This is a genomic window from Pseudokineococcus sp. 1T1Z-3, from assembly GCF_037482365.1.
GTDB lineage: Bacteria > Actinomycetota > Actinomycetes > Actinomycetales > Quadrisphaeraceae > Pseudokineococcus.
Genome location: NZ_JBBHZF010000027.1, coordinates 1 through 18,808, shown reverse-complemented (window position 1 = coordinate 18,808; position 18,808 = coordinate 1). Strand labels below are relative to the sequence as shown.

Annotated in this window: 16 protein-coding genes; 9 read left to right on the top strand and 7 right to left on the bottom strand. The window is 77.6% G+C overall.

What is annotated here, in order from left to right:
• Positions 1-489 carry a hypothetical protein gene (locus WDV86_RS15730; RefSeq protein WP_339568598.1) on the top strand — a complete coding sequence of 163 codons (489 nt, stop codon included), beginning with the start codon at positions 1-3 and terminating at the stop codon, positions 487-489.
• A 23-nt stretch (positions 490-512) separates the two neighbouring features.
• Here the strand turns inward: WDV86_RS15730 and WDV86_RS15725 are convergent, their stop codons facing one another.
• Complete coding sequence (locus WDV86_RS15725) at positions 513-1,307, bottom strand: hypothetical protein (RefSeq protein ID WP_339568597.1); 795 nt, start codon at positions 1,305-1,307, stop codon at positions 513-515.
• 102 nt (positions 1,308-1,409) lie between these two features.
• Positions 1,410-2,633 (bottom strand): heparan-alpha-glucosaminide N-acetyltransferase domain-containing protein, encoded by a 1,224-nt coding sequence (locus WDV86_RS15720; protein WP_339568596.1) that lies wholly within the window; start codon positions 2,631-2,633, stop codon positions 1,410-1,412.
• Positions 2,634-2,718: 85 nt separating this feature from the next.
• Here WDV86_RS15720 and WDV86_RS15715 point away from each other — a divergent pair, with 85 nt between their 5' ends.
• From WDV86_RS15715 to WDV86_RS15695, 5 genes are all read left to right on the top strand, one after another.
• The gene (locus tag WDV86_RS15715; RefSeq protein WP_339568595.1) at positions 2,719-3,495 is read left to right on the top strand and encodes an HAD-IA family hydrolase; all 777 of its coding nucleotides are present in this window, start codon (positions 2,719-2,721) and stop codon (positions 3,493-3,495) included.
• A complete protein-coding gene (thyX, locus tag WDV86_RS15710; protein WP_339568594.1) occupies positions 3,492-4,358 on the top strand; it encodes an FAD-dependent thymidylate synthase in 867 nt (288 codons plus the stop codon). The genes WDV86_RS15715 and thyX overlap by 4 nt, the downstream gene beginning before the upstream one ends.
• Positions 4,359-4,589: 231 nt before the next feature.
• On the top strand, positions 4,590-5,906 hold the full coding sequence (locus tag WDV86_RS15705) for a class II 3-deoxy-7-phosphoheptulonate synthase (RefSeq protein ID WP_445263128.1): 1,317 nt from the start codon (positions 4,590-4,592) through the stop codon (positions 5,904-5,906).
• A 169-nt stretch (positions 5,907-6,075) separates the two neighbouring features.
• Positions 6,076-7,101, top strand: a complete 1,026-nt coding sequence (locus tag WDV86_RS15700; protein ID WP_445263127.1) for a threonine aldolase family protein — start codon at positions 6,076-6,078, stop codon at positions 7,099-7,101.
• 116 nt (positions 7,102-7,217) lie between these two features.
• Positions 7,218-7,835, top strand: coding sequence for a molybdopterin-dependent oxidoreductase (locus tag WDV86_RS15695; protein ID WP_445263126.1), 618 nt, complete (start codon positions 7,218-7,220; stop codon positions 7,833-7,835).
• A gap of 45 nt (positions 7,836-7,880) precedes the next feature.
• Here the strand turns inward: WDV86_RS15695 and pknB are convergent, their stop codons facing one another.
• Both pknB and WDV86_RS15685 read right to left on the bottom strand, forming a co-directional pair.
• Positions 7,881-9,941, bottom strand: coding sequence for a Stk1 family PASTA domain-containing Ser/Thr kinase (gene pknB, locus WDV86_RS15690; protein WP_339568590.1), 2,061 nt, complete (start codon positions 9,939-9,941; stop codon positions 7,881-7,883).
• 127 nt (positions 9,942-10,068) lie between these two features.
• Complete coding sequence (locus tag WDV86_RS15685) at positions 10,069-11,859, bottom strand: LysM peptidoglycan-binding domain-containing protein (protein WP_339568589.1); 1,791 nt, start codon at positions 11,857-11,859, stop codon at positions 10,069-10,071.
• Positions 11,860-12,201: 342 nt separating this feature from the next.
• Between WDV86_RS15685 and WDV86_RS15680 the strand changes: the two genes are divergently transcribed.
• The 3 genes from WDV86_RS15680 to WDV86_RS15670 are packed head-to-tail and all read left to right on the top strand — an operon-like array spanning position 12,202 to position 14,482.
• Positions 12,202-12,630, top strand: a complete 429-nt coding sequence (locus WDV86_RS15680; protein ID WP_339568588.1) for an Rv2175c family DNA-binding protein — start codon at positions 12,202-12,204, stop codon at positions 12,628-12,630.
• Between the two features lie 8 nt (positions 12,631-12,638).
• Positions 12,639-13,319: a nucleotidyltransferase family protein gene (locus tag WDV86_RS15675; RefSeq protein ID WP_339568587.1), complete on the top strand. Its 681-nt coding sequence runs from the start codon at positions 12,639-12,641 to the stop codon at positions 13,317-13,319.
• Between the two features lie 2 nt (positions 13,320-13,321).
• Entirely contained in the window at positions 13,322-14,482 is a 1,161-nt protein-coding gene (locus WDV86_RS15670) for an XdhC family protein (protein ID WP_339568586.1), read from the top strand.
• 154 nt (positions 14,483-14,636) lie between these two features.
• Here the strand turns inward: WDV86_RS15670 and WDV86_RS15665 are convergent, their stop codons facing one another.
• From WDV86_RS15665 to WDV86_RS15655, 3 genes are all read right to left on the bottom strand, one after another.
• The gene (locus WDV86_RS15665; protein WP_339568585.1) at positions 14,637-15,641 is read right to left on the bottom strand and encodes a phytoene/squalene synthase family protein; all 1,005 of its coding nucleotides are present in this window, start codon (positions 15,639-15,641) and stop codon (positions 14,637-14,639) included.
• Entirely contained in the window at positions 15,638-17,152 is a 1,515-nt protein-coding gene (gene crtI / locus WDV86_RS15660; RefSeq protein WP_445263125.1) for a phytoene desaturase family protein, read from the bottom strand. Before crtI ends, WDV86_RS15665 begins: the two co-directional genes overlap by 4 nt.
• A 162-nt stretch (positions 17,153-17,314) precedes the next feature.
• Positions 17,315-18,478 carry a polyprenyl synthetase family protein gene (locus WDV86_RS15655; RefSeq protein WP_339568583.1) on the bottom strand — a complete coding sequence of 388 codons (1,164 nt, stop codon included), beginning with the start codon at positions 18,476-18,478 and terminating at the stop codon, positions 17,315-17,317.
• Positions 18,479-18,808: the final 330 nt, after the last annotated feature.

The following is an 18,808-nucleotide window of genomic DNA, read 5'->3' as shown; positions in this document are numbered from 1 at the left end:
GTGGGGGCGCAGCCGGTGGAGGGGGCCGGGCCGGCGCGGAGGCGGCGCGGGGGAGCGCGCACGAAGGTCGTCGTCGGCGTCCTGCTGGTGCTGTCGGTCCTCTACCTCGTGCGCCTGGCGGACTGGGGCGTACGGCTGCTCGGCTCGGGCGAGGTGGTCGGCGTGCTGCTCGGGGTCGGCGTCATCATCGTGCCCCTGCTCGTGGGCTGGGCGATCGTCCGCGAGGTCCTCTTCGGCGCGGCCTCCCAGCGCCTGGCCGACGAGCTCGCGGCGACGGGAGGCCTGCCGGTCGACGACCTGCGCCGTCGCCCCTCCGGCCGGGTGGTGCGCGAGGACGCCGAGCGGCTCTTCACCCGGTACCGCGCCGAGGTCGAGGAGGACGACAACGACTGGGCCCGCTGGTACCGCCTGTCGCTGGCCTACGACGCCAGCGGTGACCGCCGCCGCGCCCGCGCCGCCGCGCGCCACGCCATCTCGCTGCACCCGTAGAGGCACGTGGATGGAGGACGCCGTCACACGCGTCCTGCGACCACATGCAGGTGCCACCGGAGGAGAGAGGTCACCCGGGCGGGTTCGAGACGCAGCGCGCGAGCGGGAGGGCGGAGCAGCGTGTCCCGCGGGTCTGCCGTGACGTCCGCCGCCCGGAGGAGGTCGTCGTACCAGCGGTCGGGGTCCATGTGCCCGATCCCGTCGACCTCGGCGACGAGCCGCGAGCCGTCCGGGCGCACCCACTGCGCGTCGAGGTGGCGGACGCGCCCCGCAGCGTCTCGGCGGCGGCCCTGCCGTCTCGGTAGCGGGAGAGAGGCGGCACGGCACAGGGCGACCAGGTCCACCTCGGCCATCGAGTGCGAGCCCCCGGCGATGTCGCTGAGCAGCGCGGTGATCTCCTGCCGGTGACGCCCCGGCGGGTCGGCCTCTGCTGCGGCGAGAAGTCGCTCGGCGGTCGTCAGCCGTTGCGCCACGACGGCGGCGAGGAGGCCTCCGGCGGTCCGGGGGCTGCTCGACCAGGCGGCAGCGTCGAGGGCAGCACGCTCGACCCGGTGCACCGGGAGCCCGCCCCGTGAGGTGACGTCGCGGGCGTCGCACCGAGTCGTCGTCCGGACCCGGGTCCACGAGGCGCAGGAGCGGCTCGCGTGGCGGGGGACGACGACGAGTGGTCCGGCGCGCTGCCACGACCCCGAGCGCACGCGGCGCGCCACCGTGTCGGCGTCCACGTCGTGGCGTCGCAGCTGGCGCCGCGAGAGGCAGCGTGCCTGGTCGTCGGCGAGCAGGTGGAGCTCGCGGGGAAGGTCTCGTCGCCGCTTCACGCGGGTGAGCGTGCCGCGGATGCCTCGGAGGCGTGCGGGGCCTGTGGACGACGACGCCGTGTGGACCGAGGACGCCGTCATGCGCGTCCTCGGTCCACAGGCTCAGCGCCCCGGGCCCCGGGCGGCGCGGGAGGCGGCGGCGGTGAGGCCTTCGAGCGGGCCGCGCCGGCCGGTGAGCTGCCAGAGGCCTCCGACCAGCAGGAGGCCGACCACCTGGGCGGCGAACAGGGGGCCCTCGGGGATTAGTGCGCCGGTCACAAACTCGTAGCCGCCGAGAAACGCCAGCGAGACCACGTGCAGGGAGTAGAGCGTCAGCGTCATCGACCCGACGGCGGCGAGCGGCCACACCAGCGGCCGGGCGACGCGGGCGACCAGCAGCACGACGCCGAGCACGGCGAGGGCGCTGCCGGCGACGGAGACCATGTCGACGGGCGTCCCCGAGTGCGGGGCGGGCACGACGAGCCACCACCACGACGTCGTCGGCGTGGTGCCGTAGAAGCCGGTGGCGAGGGTCGTCTCCAGCGTGTCGGCGGACGCCGGGAAGCCGGTCGGCACCGTGAGGGAGGGCGCGGCGAGGGGGAGCAGGGCTGCGGCGACGCCGCGGGCGGTCAGCGCGGCAGCCAGGCCGGCGAGCGCCACGACGACGACCGTGCTCGCCCGGCGCAGGTCGAGCCGCCCGACGCCGAGCCCCAGCAGGACGAGGCCGGCCCACGACAGGACGGGGTAGTAGCCCGTCAGCAGCAGGTGCCCGACGAGCTCGACCGGGGCGCGCAGGTCCAGGAAGGTCGGGCTGTAGCCGGGGGAGACGTCAAGCACGCCGGCGCCGACGACGGCGTCTCGCAGCGGGTGCAGCAGCACCGGCACGAGGACGAGCCACGCGGCGCCCAGCGGGACCAGCAGCCGCGGCCCGCGCCCGAGGAAGGGCAGCGCGACGAGGAAGAGCAGCCCGTAGTTGACGAGGATGACGGCGACGGGCGCCCCGAGGCCGCCGAGGACCAGGCCGATGATCGCCACGACGGCGGCGCGGGCCGCCACGCCGCGGCGGGCGGCGGACAGGGCCTCGCCGGTCGGCGGACGGGTGCCGCCGGCCGCCAGGGCGAGCGAGACCCCGGCGAGCACGGCGAACAGCGCCGACGCGCGGCCGGCGGCGACGAGCGCCGTCGCGCTGGCCGACTCGGCGCCGTCGGCGCCGACGGTGGTGAGCGGCAGCACGTGCGTGGCGACCATCCCGAGCAGGGCGACGCCACGGGCCGCGTCGACGCCGACGAGGCGGGTCGGGCCGCGCAGCCGAGCACCGCGGGCCGGCGGGGCGGAGGGGGCGCTCACCGCGCGATGCTCGCACGCGCGGGCGCCGGGAGCGGTCGCCCGCGCGGCGCCGGCGGGCACCCCGGCGCCCGTAGGGTGGCGAGCCGTGCCTCCCCCTCCCGGTCCTCAGCAGCCGACGGCGACCGACCAGGCCGGCGGCTCGCCCGACGGCACGGCCCCCGAGCCCGTGGACAAGACCGGGACCCAGGAGCCGGCGGTGCCCTCGGGGCAGGTGCTGCACCCCGGGCGGGTGCCCTTCGCCGCCGTCCTGTTCGACATGGACGGCACGCTCGTGGACTCCACCCCCTCGGTCGAGCGGTGCTGGCGGCGGTGGGCGCAGGAGATGGACGTCGACCTCGAGCGGCTGCTGGGTTGGCACGGCGTCCCGGCGCGCGCCATCGCCGAGGCCCTCGTGCCGCCGGAGCAGGTCGAGACGGCGGCGGCCCGGATCGCCGCGCTGGAGCTGGAGGACACCGACGGCATCGTGCCCCTGCCCGGCGCGCTCGAGGCGCTCGCCGCCCTGCCCGCGGGCCGGGCGGCCATCGCGACGTCCTGCACGCGGCCGCTGGCGCTGGCCCGGCTGCGGGCCGCCCAGGTGCAGGCGCCGGAGGTCCTCGTCACCGTCGACGACGTCGTCCGCGGCAAGCCGGACCCGGCGCCCTTCCTGCTGGCCGCCGAGCGGCTCGGCGTCGACCCGGCGCGCTGCCTCGTCGTGGAGGACGCCCCCGCCGGGGTCGCCGCGGCCCGGGCCGCCGGGTGCGCGACGCTCGGCGTGACGACGACGACGCCGGCGGGAGAGCTGGCGGCGGACGTCGTCGTCCGGGACCTCTCGCGGGTGCGGCTGCTGCTCGCCGAGGACGGCGTCACGGTGGTGGCGGCATGAGCGCGGCCGAGCCGGTGGGCACGGGAGGAACCCCCGAGCAGGAGGTCGCCCGCCAGGAAGCGGTGCAGCAGAGCGGGTCTGCGACGCAGGGACCTGCGGTGTCGGCGCCCGGTGACGGCGCCGGGGGAGCGGGCGCGGTGGCCGAGCCGGTCTTCCGCAGCGACGTCGTCGTCGAGCTCGTGCGCGCCAGCGCGAGCGACGCGGACGTCCTGTTCGCCGCGCGGGTCTCCACCCGCGGCGAGGCGAGCCGCGCCGACGCCGGGGCCGACGAGGACGAGCAGCGGCGCTCCGCCGGGCTCGTCAACTACCTGATGCGCGACCGGCACGGCAGCCCCTTCGAGCACACGTCGATGACCTTCTACGTGCAGGCGCCGATCTTCGTCTTCCGCGAGTTCATGCGGCACCGCATCGCCTCCTACAACGAGGAGAGCGGGCGCTACCGCGAGCTGCGGCCGGTGTTCTACGTGCCCGCCCGCGACCGGCGGCTCGTCCAGGAGGGCAAGCCGGGCGCGTACCGCTTCACGGCGGGCACGGCGGACCAGCACGCGCTCGTCGAGAGCGAGGTGCGGGCGGCGAGCACCCGCGCGTACGAGGCGTACCGGGCGATGCTCGACGCCGGCGTCGCGCGGGAGGTGGCGCGCGTCGTCCTGCCGGTGACGACGTACTCCTCCATGTACGTGACGATGAACGCCCGGGCGCTCATGAACTTCTTGTCGTTGCGGACCCAGCGCGACGGCTCGACGTTCCCCTCCTTCCCCCAGCGCGAGATCGAGATGTGCGCCGAGGCCATGGAGGAGGTCTGGCGGGGGCTCATGCCGGTGACCGCCGAGGCCTTCGACCGCAATGGGCGCGTCGCCCCCTGACCTCCGGGGACGCCCGCCGGGGCCGCCGCGCGTCCGGGGCGAGCCCTGCGAGCGCCGCCCGCCGGCGTGGACGGAGCCGTCGGTGGGGGCCTCTACCCTGGTCGGGTGAGCACGACGTCCGCCCCCGTGTCCGCACGCCCCGTCGCCGCCGCCGGGTCGTGGGGCTACCCGGGCCCCGAGGACGACGGCACGGGCGGCACCGAGGGGCCTGCCCCGCGCGTCGTCGGCGGCCTGGACGCCCACCGGGACCTGCCGCGCGTGCAGCAGCCCGCCTGGCCCGACGCCCAGGCGCTCGACCGGGCGACCGCCGAGCTGTCGAGCCTGCCGCCGCTGGTCTTCGCGGGTGAGGTCGACCGCCTGCGCAGCCGCCTCGCCGAGGCCGCCGCCGGCCGGGCCTTCGTCCTGCAGGGCGGGGACTGCGCCGAGACCTTCGCCGACGCGACGGCCGACGCCATCCGCCGGCGGGTCAAGACCGTGCTGCAGATGGCGGTCGTCCTCACCTACGGCGCCAGCACGCCCGTCGTGAAGATGGGCCGGATGGCCGGGCAGTTCGCCAAGCCGCGCAGCAGCGACACCGAGACCCGCGGCGACGTCACGCTGCCCGCCTACCGCGGTGACGCCGTCAACGGGTTCGCCTTCACGCCCGAGGCGCGCACCCCGGACCCGCAGCGGCTCGTGCGCGCCTACCACACGGCCGCGAGCACGCTGAACCTCATCCGGGCCTTCACCACCGGCGGCTTCGCCGACCTGCGGCACGTGCACGAGTGGAACCGCGGCTTCGTCGGCAACGGCGCGACGTCGGCCTACGCCGACCTCGCCGGCGAGATCGACCGCGCCCTCGCGTTCATGGCCGCCTGCGGCGTCGACTTCGACGCGCTGCGGGCCACGGAGATGTACGCCGCCCACGAGGCGCTGCTGCTCGACTACGAGCGGGCGCTCACCCGCATCGACTCGCGCACCCAGCTGCCCTACGACGTCTCGGCCCACTTCCTCTGGATCGGCGAGCGGACCCGCGGCGTCGACGGCGCCCACGTCGACCTGCTCTCGCGCGTGCGCAACCCCGTCGGCGTCAAGCTCGGCCCGACGACGACGCCCGAGCAGGCGCTCGAGCTCGCCGACGCCCTCGACCCCGACGGCGAGCCCGGCCGCCTCACCTTCGTCACGCGGATGGGCGCCCCCCGGATCCGGGAGGTGCTGCCGGGGCTCGTCCGCGCGGTCGCCGACGCCGGTCGCACCCCCGTGTGGGTGTGCGACCCCATGCACGGCAACACCTTCACCTCGGCGTCGGGCTACAAGACCCGCCGCTTCGACGAGGTCGTCGACGAGGTCCGCGGCTTCTTCGAGGTCCACCGCGCTGCCGGCACGGTGCCCGGCGGCCTGCACATCGAGCTCACGGGCGACGACGTCACGGAGGTGCTCGGCGGCGTCGAGGACATCGACGACGCCGCCCTGGCCACCCGCTACGAGACGCTGTGCGACCCGCGCCTGAACCACCAGCAGTCCCTGGAGCTGGCCTTCCTCGCGGCGGACATGCTCCGTGGCCGCTGAGGCGGCGGTGCGCGCCGGTGCGCCCACCCCTCGCGCCGGCGAGCGCGCCGGGCCTCCCCGGACCGCCGAGGCCCCGGCCCCCGCTCCCACGAGGTCAGGGCGCGCGCCGGGAGGCCCCGACGCCGCGGTCGACCTGCGCTCGGACACCCTGACCCGCCCGACGGCCGCGATGCGGGCGGCGATGGCGGCGGCCGAGGTGGGCGACGACGTCTACGGCGAGGACCCGACGACGACGGCGCTGGAGCGCCGGGTCGCCGAGCTGCTCGGCCACGAGGCGGCGCTCTTCGGCCCCAGCGGGTCGATGACCAACGTCATCGGCGTCCGGCTGCTCGTCGAGCCGGGCGAGGAGCTGCTGTGCGACAGCCTGGCCCACGTCGTGCGCGCCGAGCTGGGGGCGCACGCCGCGCTCGGCGGCGTGACGACGCGCACGTGGCCCGCGCTCGCCCGACCGGGGGCCCCCGTCGGCCGGGTCGACCCCGACGTCGTCGAGGCCATGCTCACGCCCGACGCCGGCCCGTACCTCGTCTCCACCGCGGCGGTCGCGGTGGAGAACACGCACAACTTCGGCGGGGGCACGACCCAGCCGCTGGCCGTCCTGCAGGACCTGCGCGAGCGCACGCGCGCGGCCGGTGTCGCGCTCCACCTCGACGGGGCCCGGCTGTGGAACGCCGCCGTGGCCGACGGCGTCTCGCCGGCCGACTACGGCGCGTGCGCCGACACGGTGTCCGTGTGCCTGTCCAAGGGCCTCGGGGCGCCGGTCGGCTCCCTCGTCGTCGGCAGCGCCGAGCGCATCGAGCGCGCCCGGGTGTTGCGCAAGCGCCTCGGCGGTGGCATGCGGCAGACCGGCATGCTCGCCGCCGCGGGGCTGCACGCGCTCGACCACCACGTGGAGCGGCTCGCGCAGGACCACGCCCGCGCCGCGACGCTCGCGCGCGCCTGCGCCCGCGCACGCCCGGGCTGCGTCGACCCCGAGGCGGTCAGCACGAACATCGTCGTGCTCGACGTCCCGGACGCCCCGGCGCTCGCCGGCGCGGCCGCCGACCGGGGGGTGCGCGTCTCGGCGCTCGGCCGGCGCGTCCTGCGCCTGGTCACCCACCTCGACGTCGACGACGGGGACGTCGAGCGCGCGGCGGGCGTGCTCGGGGAGCTGCTCGCGGCGCTGCCGCAGGAGCGCGAGGGGGCGCAGCGGCCGTGACCGGAGGCGGAGGGGGGACCGCCGACGACGCGCACGGGGGAGCCGACGAGGCGGGTCGCCCCGACGGCTGGGACTGGGTGGCCCCGCCGGGGGACGGGGGCGCAGACCGCCCGGGGCTGCACGTCGTCCCGCCACCGGGCGCCGCCCGGGCCCTGCCCCCCGGCCAGCGGGAGGTGCCCGAGCTGCCCGTCATGCACTACGGCCGCGTGCCGACCTTCCGCCCCGAGCGCTGGACCCTCGTCGTCGAGGGCGCCACCCGGGACGGCGAGCGCCACGTCCTGGACTACGAGGCCTTCTGCGCGCTCCCGACGACGCCGGTGCGGGCCGACCTGCACTGCGCCTCCCGCTGGAGCGTGCTGGACAACGAGTGGGAGGGCGTGCTCGCCCGCGACCTCGTCGAGGCCCACCCGCCCGCCGGAGACGTCACGTGCGCCCTCGTCTACGCCGAGTACGGCTACTCGGCGACGGTGCGGCTGGAGGACCTCACCGCGCCCGGCGCCGTCCTCGCCACCTCCCGCGGCGGCCGGCCGCTGACGCCCGAGCACGGCTTCCCGGTGCGTCTCGTGCTGCCCCAGCTGTACTCGTGGAAGGGGCCGAAGTGGTTCCGCGGGTGGGAGTACCTCACCGAGGTCAAGCGCGGCTTCTGGGAGGACCGCGGCTACCACGCCGTCGGCGACTGCTGGCGCCAGGAGCGCTACGCCTACCAGGAGGCCGAGGAGCCCGGCCGCGGCTGAGCGCTCCCGCCGCCTGCGGCATGCGTCACGCGGGCCAGACCCGGGTCAGACCACCGTGAGCGTGATCGTCGTCCCGGGCCGGGCCTGCGTCCCGGCCTCGACGCTCTGGTCGCGGACGGTGCCGAAGAGCCCCCCGAGCACCTCGTCCACCTCGACCTGGAAGCCGGCGTCCTCCAGCTCCTCGGTGGCGTCGTCGACCTGGTCGCCGATGACGTCGGGGACCTCGACGAGGTCGGGCCCGAGGGAGACGACGACCGTGACGTCGTCGCCCCGGAAGCGGGTCTCGTCGTCGTCCGGGTCCTGGCGGACGACCCGGCCGGCCGCGACGTCGTCGTCGAACTCCTCGGTCACGACGGCGCGCAGACCGCGCTCCTGGAGGGCCGAGACGGCCTCGCCGCGCGTGCGGCCGACGACGTCGGGGACGTCGATCGGCTCACGCCCCAGGGACACGACCACCTGGACGGCCTCGCCGCGCCGCAGCTGCTGCCCGCCCGCCGGCTCCTGGCTGACGACGGCGCCCTCGGGCACCTGCTCGTCGTAGGCCTCGCTCTGCTCGGCGAGGGTGAGCTGCACCTGCTCCACGGCCCCGCGGGCCTCGCCCACCGGTCGGCCGACGAGGTCGGGGACGAGGGAGAACTCCGACCCGCGCGAGAGGAAGAGCTGCACGACGGCGTCGCGGCTGGCCGAGACGCCCTCGGCCGGGTTGGTGCCGATGACGGTGCCGGCGGGGACCTGCTCGTCGAAGCGCTCGGAGACCTCCGAGGCCAGCCCCTCGTCCTGGAGCACCTGCTCGGCGCTGGCACGGTCCATGCCCTGCGTGGCGGGCACCGTGACCTGCGACCACGGCCCGAGCAGCGCGGCCCACGCGGCCCCGGCGGCGAGCAGGACGACGACGACGGCGCCGACGACGGTCGCCACGAGCCGGCCACGACGCCGGCGGCGCCGGGGAGCCGGGAGGCCGGCGGGCGGCGTCGGCGAGGAGCGCCGGGGCAGGGCGGCCGTCGAGGAGGTACCCGGCTCGCCGGCCCAGGCACCTGCTGCCGGGGCGCCCTGCTCGCCCACCGGCAGGGCGGCGACGTGCTCGTGGCGCACGGGCAGCGCCGTCGTCCGGCTCACGACGGCGGCTGCCGCCGCGCCCCCCGCCACCGCGGCGACCGCGCCGCCGGCGCCCCGCTCGGGCGCCCGTCCGGTGCGTCGGGGCGCGGCGTCCTGGACGGCGTCGGGCAGGTCGCGGCGCAGCGCCCGCACCTCGTGGACGAGCTCGCGGGCGTCGGTCGGGCGGTCCTGCGGGTCACGCGCCGTCATCCAGAGCACGAGGTCGTCGAGCTCCTGCGGGACGGTCGCGACCAGCGTGCTCGGCACCGGGACGTCGCGGGTGACGTGCTGGTGCGCCACGTGGATGGGCACCTCGCCGGTGAAGGGCTGGGAGCCCGTGAGCATCTCGAAGAGGGTGATGCCGGCGGCGTAGACGTCGCTGCGCGCGTCCGCGGTGCCGCGGGTGACGAGCTCGGGGGAGAGGTAGGCCACCGTCCCCATGAGGACGCCCGTCGTGTGCGTGGAGGTCTGGGAGCTCGCGGCGCGGGCGAGGCCGAAGTCGGCGACCTTGACGCGCCCGTCGTCGGTGAGCAGCACGTTCTCGGGCTTGACGTCGCGGTGCACGACGCCGGCGCGGTGCGCGGCGGCCAGCGCGTCGAGCACCGGCTCCAGGACGGCCAGCGCCGTCCCCGCCGTCAGGGCGCCCTCGGCGGCGAGCAGGTCCCGCAGGGTCGAGCCCGGCACGTGCTCGAGCACGAGGTAGACCACGCCGTGGCGCGGGCCGTCGGGACCGGCGCCGTCGTCACGTCCCTGGTCGAAGACGGCGACGACGCCCGGGTGGGCGACCCGGGCCGCGGCGACGGCCTCCCGGTGGAAGCGGGCGACGAAGTCCGGGTCCTGCGCCAGGTGGGGGTGCATCACCTTGAGCGCGACGTCCCGGTCGAGCCGGGTGTCCGAGGCCAGGTACACGGTGGCCATGCCGCCGCGGGCGATGCGCCGGACCACCCGGTAGCGGCCGTCGACGACGACGCCCACGAGCGGGTCGCCGCCCGCGCTCGCCTCGGTCGCCATGGCGGGGAGTGTAGGGACGGCCGCTCGCCGGCCCGGGAGCCCCGCGCCCCGCCGGGGGACGCGGCGCCGGACGGACCCGGACCACCGGTGCTGGGCCGACCGGTGCTGGGCCGACCGGTGCTGGGGCCTACCGGTACTGGGCCCGCAGCGTCTGGACGCTGGCGACGTAGCGGCGCGTGTCGCTGTACATGCCGCGGCTGCGCACGGAGCCCAGGCCCTGGTAGTAGCCGGCGATGGCGCTGGACTCGTCGGGGGCGCTGCGCAGCAGCTGGCGGAGGATGACGACGCCCGCCGTCACGTTGTCCTGCGGGTCGAGCAGGTCGATGTCCTGGCCCGAGAGGTCCGCGGCCCACCGCCCCGAGGACGGGATGACCTGCATGACGCCGACGGCGTTGGCGGGCGAGACCGCCCGCATGTTGAAGCCCGACTCCTGGAAGGCGACGGCCTGCGCGAGCGCCGGGTCGACGCCGTACCGGTTGGCCGTGTCGACGACGATCTGCTGCATCTCGGCGCGCCCGGGCACCGACCGGTCCAGCAGCGTGTCGCGGTTGGCGGTGGCCGACTGCGTCGTCGACCGCGGGTAGCTGCGGCCGAGGAAGGTCGAGGACACCGGCGCGCGGCCCGAGGACGGCGCCGGGCTCGCGGGCGCCCCACCGGCCCCCGGCACGGACAGGGTCTGCCCGATGCGGATGAGGCCGTCGGCGCCGACGCCCGGGTTGACCTGCCGCAGCGCCGCGACCGTCGTGCCCTGGCGCGCCGCGATGACGCTGAGGGAGTCACCGGCGCGGACGGTGTAGCTGCCGCCCGGTGCCTGCTGCGGCGCAGGCTGCGGTGCCGCGGCCGGCGCCGGGGCGCTGCCGCCGCCGAGGCGCAGGACCTGGCCCTCGCGGATGAAGGCGCGCGAGTCCAGGCCGTTGGCCTCGACGATGGCGCGCTGGGTGGTGCCGGTGCGGGCGGCGATGGCCGAGACGGTGTCTCCGCGGCGGACGGTGTAGGTCGCGGCGCCGTCGCTGCTCCCGGCGGACGGGGCAGCGGCGGTCGGGGCGCTGGGGGCGGGGGCGCTGCCGCCGCCGAGGCGCAGGACCTGGCCCTCGCGGATGAAGGCGCGGGAGTCCAGGCCGTTGGCCTCGACGATGGCGCGCTGGGGGGTGCCGGTGCGGGCGGCGATGGCGGAGACGGTGTCGCCGCGCGCGACGGTGTAGGTGGCCGCCGGGCCGCCGGCGGCCGGCGCGGGGCGCGAGGACGCGGCGGGGCTGGCCGCCGGCGCGGCGGCGCCGCCGAGGCGCAGCTGCTGGCCGGCGCGGATGGAGCCGCGGCTGTCGAGGCCGTTGGCCTCGACGATGGCGCGCTGGGTGGTGCCGGTGCGGGCGGCGATGGCGGAGACGGTGTCGCCGCGCTGGACGGTGTACGTGCCCTCCGGGCTCGCGGCGGCCACCGCGGCCCGGTCGAGGACGAGCACCTGGCCGGCCCGGATCGAGCCGCGCGCGTCCAGGCCGTTCGCGGTGATGACCTCCTGCTGGGACAGCCCGCTGCGCAGCGCGATGCCGCTGACCGTGTCGCCGGGCTGGACGACGTAGCTGCGGGCCGCGGCGGCGGCCACGGCCACGGGGGCGCCGAGCTGGACGGCGGGCGCCGGCGAGGTGCCCGGGGCGGTCCGGCTCGGGGCGGCCGGGCGGGACGAGGTCGGGGCGGCCGGGCGGGACGAGGTCGTCCGGTCGTCGCCGGCGTCGCGCTGCTCGGGAGCCGCGGCGGCCGCGGCCGCCGTCGGCAGCAGGGTGCCGGCGCCGAGCGCGACGGCGAGGGCCAGGGAGAGCGGACGGCGCGCAGGGCCCGGGCGGGCGGTGCGGACGGTCGGCCCCCAGGGCGTCGGGTCGGCGAGCGTCGGGTCGGGTGCGGGGGCGGGGGCGGGCGTCGACATGGCGTCCTCGGCGTCTCGTCCCGGGCCGGGGCCCGGAGCCGGACCCGGCGGCAGGGGCGCGCCGGGGGTCCGGAGGGTCAGGAGGTGGTGTGACAGGTGTGCTTTGAGTGCTTCGTGATGTTGCTGTGACGGAACGTACCCCACACCTCCTGCGGCGGAGTGAGTTACAGCGGTGGAACTCGTCCCGGTGGGTGACGGCGCCGCCGTCAGGTCGTCGCGCGCGAGGGTTCTCGGGGGTGCCGTGGCAAGGACTCGCCCCGCGAAGGCCGGTGGTGGGCGGGTGGAGGACGACTCGCCCGGCCAGGACCGGCGAGGGTGGACGGGCGTGGCAGTCTCGGAGGTGTGAGCACGTCGCCTGACTCCCAGCCGCACCCCGCCTCGCCGTCCGCGCCGCAGGTCGACGCCGCACCGTCGCCGGAGGCCGACCTCGAGGAGCTGGTCGGCGAGTGGATGACGCTCGCGCAGGTCGCCGAGCACCTGGACCTCGCGCCGTCCCAGGTGCGGCGGCTCGTGGCCGACCGGGACCTCGTCGCCGTCCGCCGCGGGCGCCCGCGCGCCGACTGCGTGCCGACGGCGCTCGTCGTCCCCGTGCCCCTGCCGAGGCTGCGCGGGACGGCCCAGGTGCTCGCGGACGCCGGCTACTCCCCGGCCGAGACCCTCCGCTGGCTCTTCACGGCCGACCCGTCCCTGCCCGGCACGCCCGTGGAGGCCCTGCGCGCCGAGCACCGGACGACGGAGGTCCGGCGCCGCGCCCAGGCCCTCGCCTTCTGACGCCGTCCGTGCTCGACGGCGGGCTCGACGGCGGGCTCGACGGCGCGCTCGACGGCGGGCGCGGGGCCGTCGTCGGGCTCGTCCTCGCCGCCGGGGCCGGTCGCCGTGCCGGCGGGCCGAAGGGGCTGCGCCGCGACGGCGACGGCGAGCCGTGGGTCGCCGCGCGGGTCCGGGCGCTGGGCCAGGGAGGCTGCGCGCGGGTGCTCGTCGTCGTCGGCGCCGCGGGGGAGGACGTCGCGGCGCTCGTCCCGGCGGGGGCCCAGGTGGTCCGCGCGCCGGGCTGGGCCAGGGGCCTGTCGGCGTCGCTGTCCGCCGGGCTCGCCGCCGCGAGCGACCTGGAGCGGGGCGGGGCGGCGGCGCTGGCCGGCGGGGCCGTGGTCGGCCGGTGGTCGGCCGCCGCCGTCGTGCCCGTCGACGTGCCGGACCTCGGCGCCGCCGAGGTGGCGCGCGTGCTGGGCGCCTGGCCCGGCGTGGGGCTGGCGCGGGCGGTGCACGACGGCCGCCCCGGGCACCCCGTCGTGCTCGACCGCGCGTCGTGGGGGCAGGCGGCCGCCGGGACCGGGGACGAGGGCGCGCGGCGGCTGCTCGTCGGCGCCGACGTGCTGCGCGTGGAGTGCGGCGACCTCGCGAGCGGGCTCGACGTCGACGGCGCGCCGTCGACGTCCCCCACGGCGCGGCGGGGAGGCTGAGCGTGCTCGAGGTCGCCGGCCGTCTGCTGCCGCTGCTCGCGCAGGGCCCGCTCGTCCTCGCGACGGTGCTGCGGACAGAAGGCACCTCGTGGCCGCCGCCGGCGACGTCGCTCGCGCTGTCCGCGGGTGGTGAGGTCGTCGGCGGGCTGTCGGCCGGCTGCGTCGAGAGCGCCGCGCTGGAGCGGTGCGAGCAGGTCCTGCGGGCGCTGACCGGCGCTGCGCCGGCCCCACCGGTGGCCGCGGGCGGGCGGGCCTGGCACCCGCTCGGCTGCGACGCCGCGGTGGAGGTGCTGGTCCACGTCGTCGACGGCGCGGCGGCCCGGGCCGAGCTCGCGGCGGCGGCCGCCGGTCGCCGCGCGGGTCTCGCGGTGCTGCTCGCCCCGGAGGCGGCGTCGCCCGGCGCGCTGGTCCCGACGCTGGCGGGAGGCCTCGTCGCGACCGGCGAGGGCGCCGCCGCCGCCGGTCAGGTCGAGCCCGGTGCGCTGCGGTCGGCCTGGGGCGCGGACCTCGCCGACGTCAGGGACCACCTGGGCGGGCGGACGGCGCCCGGTCTTCTCGACCTCCCGCGGCCGGCCGCGGCCGGCGCGCAGGGGGAGCCCGAGACCCGGTCGGGCGTCGGGGCGTCGCTGCCCGTCCTGCTCGACACCTGTGACGCCGCACCGCTCTTCGTCGTCGTCGGCGCCGGTGACCTGGGTGCCGCGGTCGCCGCGGGGGCGGTGGGCCTGGGCTACCGCGTCGTCGTCCTCGACCACCGGGCGCGCTTCGCCGTGGGCGCCCGGGTGCCGGCGGCGTCCGACGTCGTGCTGGCGCTGGCGCACGAGTGGCTGGCGCGCGCCCCGCTCGACGAGCGGTCCGTCGTCTGCGTCCTCAGCCACGACGACGACCTCGACCCCCTGGCCGTCGCCGCGGCGCTGCGCGGTGGCGCCGGTGTCGTCGGGGCTCTCGGCTCGCGGGCCACGCACGCCCGGCGCCTGGAGCGTCTCGCCGTCCTCGGCGTGCCGGCTGAGGACGCCGCGCGGGTGCGCGGCCCCGTCGGTCTGGACCTCGGTGCGCGGACGACGGCCGAGCAGGCGCTCGCCGTCCTCGCCGAGGTGGTCGCGGCGCGCCGCGGCGGCGACGGGCGGCCGCTGCGCGACGGCCGCGGCGCCGTCCACCGGCGCTGAGCCTCGCTCCTCCGACGTCCGCTCGTAGGCGAGGCGGGCGAGGCGGGCGAGGCGGGCCCTCGACGACGGAGAACGGTCGCGCGAGCGAGGGGTGGGCGGGAGGGGGTGCGCGTCAAGGTCACACGTCGCGTGGAGGGGGGCGGCGGAGGCGGCGTCAGGTGGTGCGCCAGGCGCGCTGGTCGGCGCGGGCGCGACGGGCGCGGGCCAGGGCCGGCAGGGCGACCCGCAGCCGGCGCGGGGTCGGCACCGAGACGCGGCGGTGCAGGACCCGCAGGTCGGCGTCCTCGACGGCGCCCAGGATGCCGCCGTACAGCTCGTCGGCGCAGGCGATGGCGTCCCGGCTCGTGGGGTGCAGCATGCCGATCCCTGGGCGCGCGCGGGCGTACAGCTCGCGGGTGCGCGCCACCTCCAGCTCCAGCAGCGTCCGCACCCCCGGCGTCAGCGACGCCGTGCGGCGGCAGTGCCAGAGCTCGTCGCGGTCGACGCCGCAGGCCACCAGGTCCTCCTCCGGCAGGTAGACCCGCCCGCGCTCGAGGTCCTCGCCGACGTCGCGGATGAAGTTCGACATCTGGAAGGCCTCGCCGAGCGTGCGGGCGCAGCGGGCCGCCGGCTCCTCCAGCCCGGGCAGCGGCTCCAGCACGGGCAGCATCTGCAGCCCGATGACGGCCGCCGAGCCGTGCATGTAGTGCACGAGGTCGGCCCACGTGGCGTACCCGGTCTCGGTGATGTCCATCCGCATGGACTCCAGGAACGCGCCGACGTGGTCTCGCGGGACGCCCCACCGCTCCATCGTCAGCGCCATGGCCCGGCTGACGGCGTCCGGCGCGGTCCCGCCCGCGCGCGCGCCGTCCAGCCCGCGCCAGAACTCCTCCTCGAAGGTGAGCAGCGCGGCCGGGTCGGGGTCGGTGAGGCTGTCGACGAACTCGTCGGCGTACCGGGCGAAGCCGTAGAGCGCCCACACCCACGGCCGCTTGGCCGGTGGCAGCAGCGCCGTCGCCAGGTAGTAGGTGCGGCCGTGCTCGGCGTGCAGGTGCCGGCAGGCCTGGAAGTCGGCGCGCAGCGCCGGGTCGGTGATCCCGGCTGCGTCCAGGGACCGCTCGCCGACCCGGTAGCGCCGCGGCGCGGGCGTCCTGCGCGCGACGGCGGCGGGAGCGCTCACCGGTAGGCCCGCGACCGGTAGCCGGGGACCTTGCCCGTGATGCGCTCGGCGGCCAGCCGCCCCGAGACGAGCACCATCGGCACGCCCACGCCCGGCTGGGTGCCCGAGCCGGTGAGGACGACGTTCTCCCCCCAGAGGTTGCCGGGGCGGAAGGGACCCGTCTGGCTGAAGGCGTGCGAGGCGGCGAACGGCGCGCCCGCCTCCATGCCGCGGCGCTGCCAGTCCAGCGGCGTCGTCACGTCCTCGACCTCGATGCCGTCGCCGAAGCCGGGGAAGCCCCGTGACTCCAGGGTGCGCAGCACGTGCTCGCGGTAGTGCGGCGCCGTCCGCTCCCAGTCCAGGTCGGGCGCGCTCTGGAGGTTGGGCGTCGGGAAGAGGACGTAGTAGGTGTGCCGGCCCTCCGGCGCGGCGCTCGGGTCCGACAGCGACGGCGTGGAGACGAGCACGCTCGGGTCGCTCATGAGCCGCCCGCCCACCAGCTCGGTGAAGACCTCCTCCCACGCGTGGCCGAAGGAGATCGTGTGGTGCGCGGCGCCGGGGTAGTGCGCCGTCGAGCCGGCCAGCATGAGGTAGCAGGACGGGGAGTAGGTGATGCGCCGGGTCGAGCGGTGCTCGACGCCCAGCAGCTCGCGGAAGGCGACCGGCAGGTCGGGGTTGAGCACGACGGCGTCGCAGGCGATGCGCTCGCCGCCGGTCGTGACGACGGCGCTCGCCCGGCCGCCGGAGTGCTCGACCCGCGCCACCTCGGTGGAGCAGCGGACGTCGACGCCGTGCTTCTCCAGCGCGGCGGCCATCGCCTCCGGCACGGCCGCGACGCCGCCGCGGGGGAAGAAGACGCCGGCGACGGAGTCCATGTAGGCGATGACGGCGTAGAGCGCGAGCGCGTCGTAGGGCGACAGGCCCGCGTAGAGGGCCTGGAAGGAGAACGCCCGCTGGGTCCGGCTGTCCTTCAGGTACCGCTCGACGCGCGGGGCCAGCTTGCCGAAGCCGCCGAGGGCGGCCAGGCGGGCCAGGTCGGGCGAGACCAGGTCCAGCGGGGTGTCGATGTTGGTGTCGATGAAGCTGCGCATCTCCGCGCGGTAGAGCTTGCCGACGTAGTCGGCGTACCGCAGGTAGCCCTGCGCCTCGTCGGGGCCGCAGACCCGTTCCACCTCGGCGGCCATGGCCGCCGGGTCGGCGTGGACGTCCATCGAGGTGCCGTCGGCGTACTGGGCGCGGTAGAGCGGGGAGACCGGGTCGAGCGTGAGCCAGTCCGTCATCTCCTCGCCGAGGGCGTCGAAGCAGTCGGCGATGAGGTCCGGCATCGTCAGGACCGTCGGCCCCGGGTCGAAGCGGTAGGTGCCCGTGGGGCCCTCGAGCTCCAGGCGGGCCGCGCGGCCACCGGGGCTGGCGCCGCGCTCCAGCAGGGTCACACGGCGCCCCGCGCCCGCCAGGTGCATGGCCGCAGACAGCCCGGCCAGGCCCGCGCCGACGACGACGACGTGGTCGCTGGGCCCCGACGTGGTGCGCACCCGGCCGGGGACGGCCGCCTGCGCGGCCCAGCGGGCCCAGCGCCGGGCCGAGGCGCCTGCCCCCTCGGTGCGGCCACGGCTGGTCAGGAGCGGGCTCATCGGTTCTCCGGGATGTCGGTGGGGCGCTGCCGTGCCGAGCGTGCGTGTGCGGGACAGCGGGGGTCAGGCGGCGCGGGCCGTCGCGATGGACACGAGCTCGCCGAGGGCCTCGCGGGCCTCCCCGGTGACGGGGGCCTGCGCCAGGGCGGTGCGGGACCTCTCGACGAGCTCGTCGATGAGCTGCTCGACGGCGGCGCGTGCTCCCGTGGCGTCGATGAGGTCCTGCAGCGCCGCGACCCCGTCGTCGTCGAGGTCCGGCGCGCCGAGCAGCCGCTCGAGCAGGGCGCGGTCGGCCTCGGCCCCGCGCTGGGCGGCGAGCGCGACGAGCATGGTGCGCTTGCCCTCCCGCAGGTCGTCACCGGTCGGCTTGCCCGTGACCGCGGCGTCGCCGTAGACCCCGAGCACGTCGTCGCGCAGCTGGAAGGCCTCGCCGAGCGGCAGCCCGTACGCCGACAGGGCCGCCCGCTGCGGGGCGTCGGCCCCCGCGAGCGCCGCACCGATGAGCAGCGGGTGCTCGACGGTGTACTTCGCGCTCTTCCACCGCAGGACGGCCAGCGCGCGCTCGTCGGCGCCCTGCGGGTCGGCGCCCGAGGCCTGCTCCAGGACGTCGAGGTACTGGCCGGCCATGAGCTGGGTGCGCATGCGGTCGAAGACGAGGCGGGCCGCGGCCAGGCGCTCGGCGTCGGCGCCGCACGACGTCAGGGCCTCGTCGCTCCACGACAGGCACAGGTCTCCCGCCAGGACGGCCGCTGCCTCGCCGAAGCGCTCCGAGGAGCCCGCCCAGCCACGTCCGGCGTGCAGGTCGGCGAAGCGGCGGTGCACGGCCGGCATGCCGCGGCGGGTGTCCGAGCCGTCCATGACGTCGTCGTGGATGAGCGCCGCCGCCTGGAACAGCTCCAGCGCCGCGCCCACCCGCGCCTCGACCGCCAGGTCCTCGCCGCCGGCCCCGCGGTAGCCCCACGCGCAGAACGCCGGACGGAGGCGCTTGCCCCCGAGCACGAGGTCGGCCACGGCGTCGACCAGCCGCTCGCTGCTCGGGGACACCTCGGCGAGGACGGCCCGCTGCCGCTCCAGCGTCGCGTCGAGCTCGGCCTGCACGCTGCGCCGCAGGGCGTGGGTGGAGGCGCCCCCGGGCGGCGCGGCCGGGGGCGGGGTGCTACCCGGGGGGCCTGCCGGTGCGCCGGGGCGCGCATGGTCGGCCGGGGCACTCGTCGTGAGCACGTCCACCGCGGACCTCCTGCTCCTCGTGGCTCCTCCGCCGCGCACCGGCGCTGCCGCCGGCCCCCTCGACGGTGATCGGCGCAGCCTAGGCAGGTCCGCGGCGTGCGGGCCCGCCGGGGGCGGAGCGGCCACCGAAGGTCGGGGCGTCCGGTCGGGGCGTCCGGTCGGGCGAGGAGAGGCGGCGGGGCACGCGGGGCGGTCCGGGGGACCAGGTGCCCCCCCCGCCCCCCGTCGACCCCGTCGCCCCGTCGGCTCGACGGGGCGCGGCTAGCTGTACTGACCACGGAGGTTGGTGACGCGGTCGGCGGGGCAGGCGCCGGCGAGTGCGGTGTGGCC

Excerpts from the sequence above, each read along its gene's own strand:
- thyX (WP_339568594.1), top strand. The coding sequence starts at position 3,492 with ATGAGCGCGGCCGAGCCGGTGGGCACGGGAGGAACCCCCGAGCAGGAG.
- WDV86_RS15700 (WP_445263127.1), top strand. The coding sequence starts at position 6,076 with ATGCGGGCGGCGATGGCGGCGGCCGAGGTGGGCGACGACGTCTACGGC.
- pknB (WP_339568590.1), bottom strand. The coding sequence starts at position 9,941 with ATGGCGACCGAGGCGAGCGCGGGCGGCGACCCGCTCGTGGGCGTCGTC.
- WDV86_RS15685 (WP_339568589.1), bottom strand. The coding sequence starts at position 11,859 with ATGTCGACGCCCGCCCCCGCCCCCGCACCCGACCCGACGCTCGCCGAC.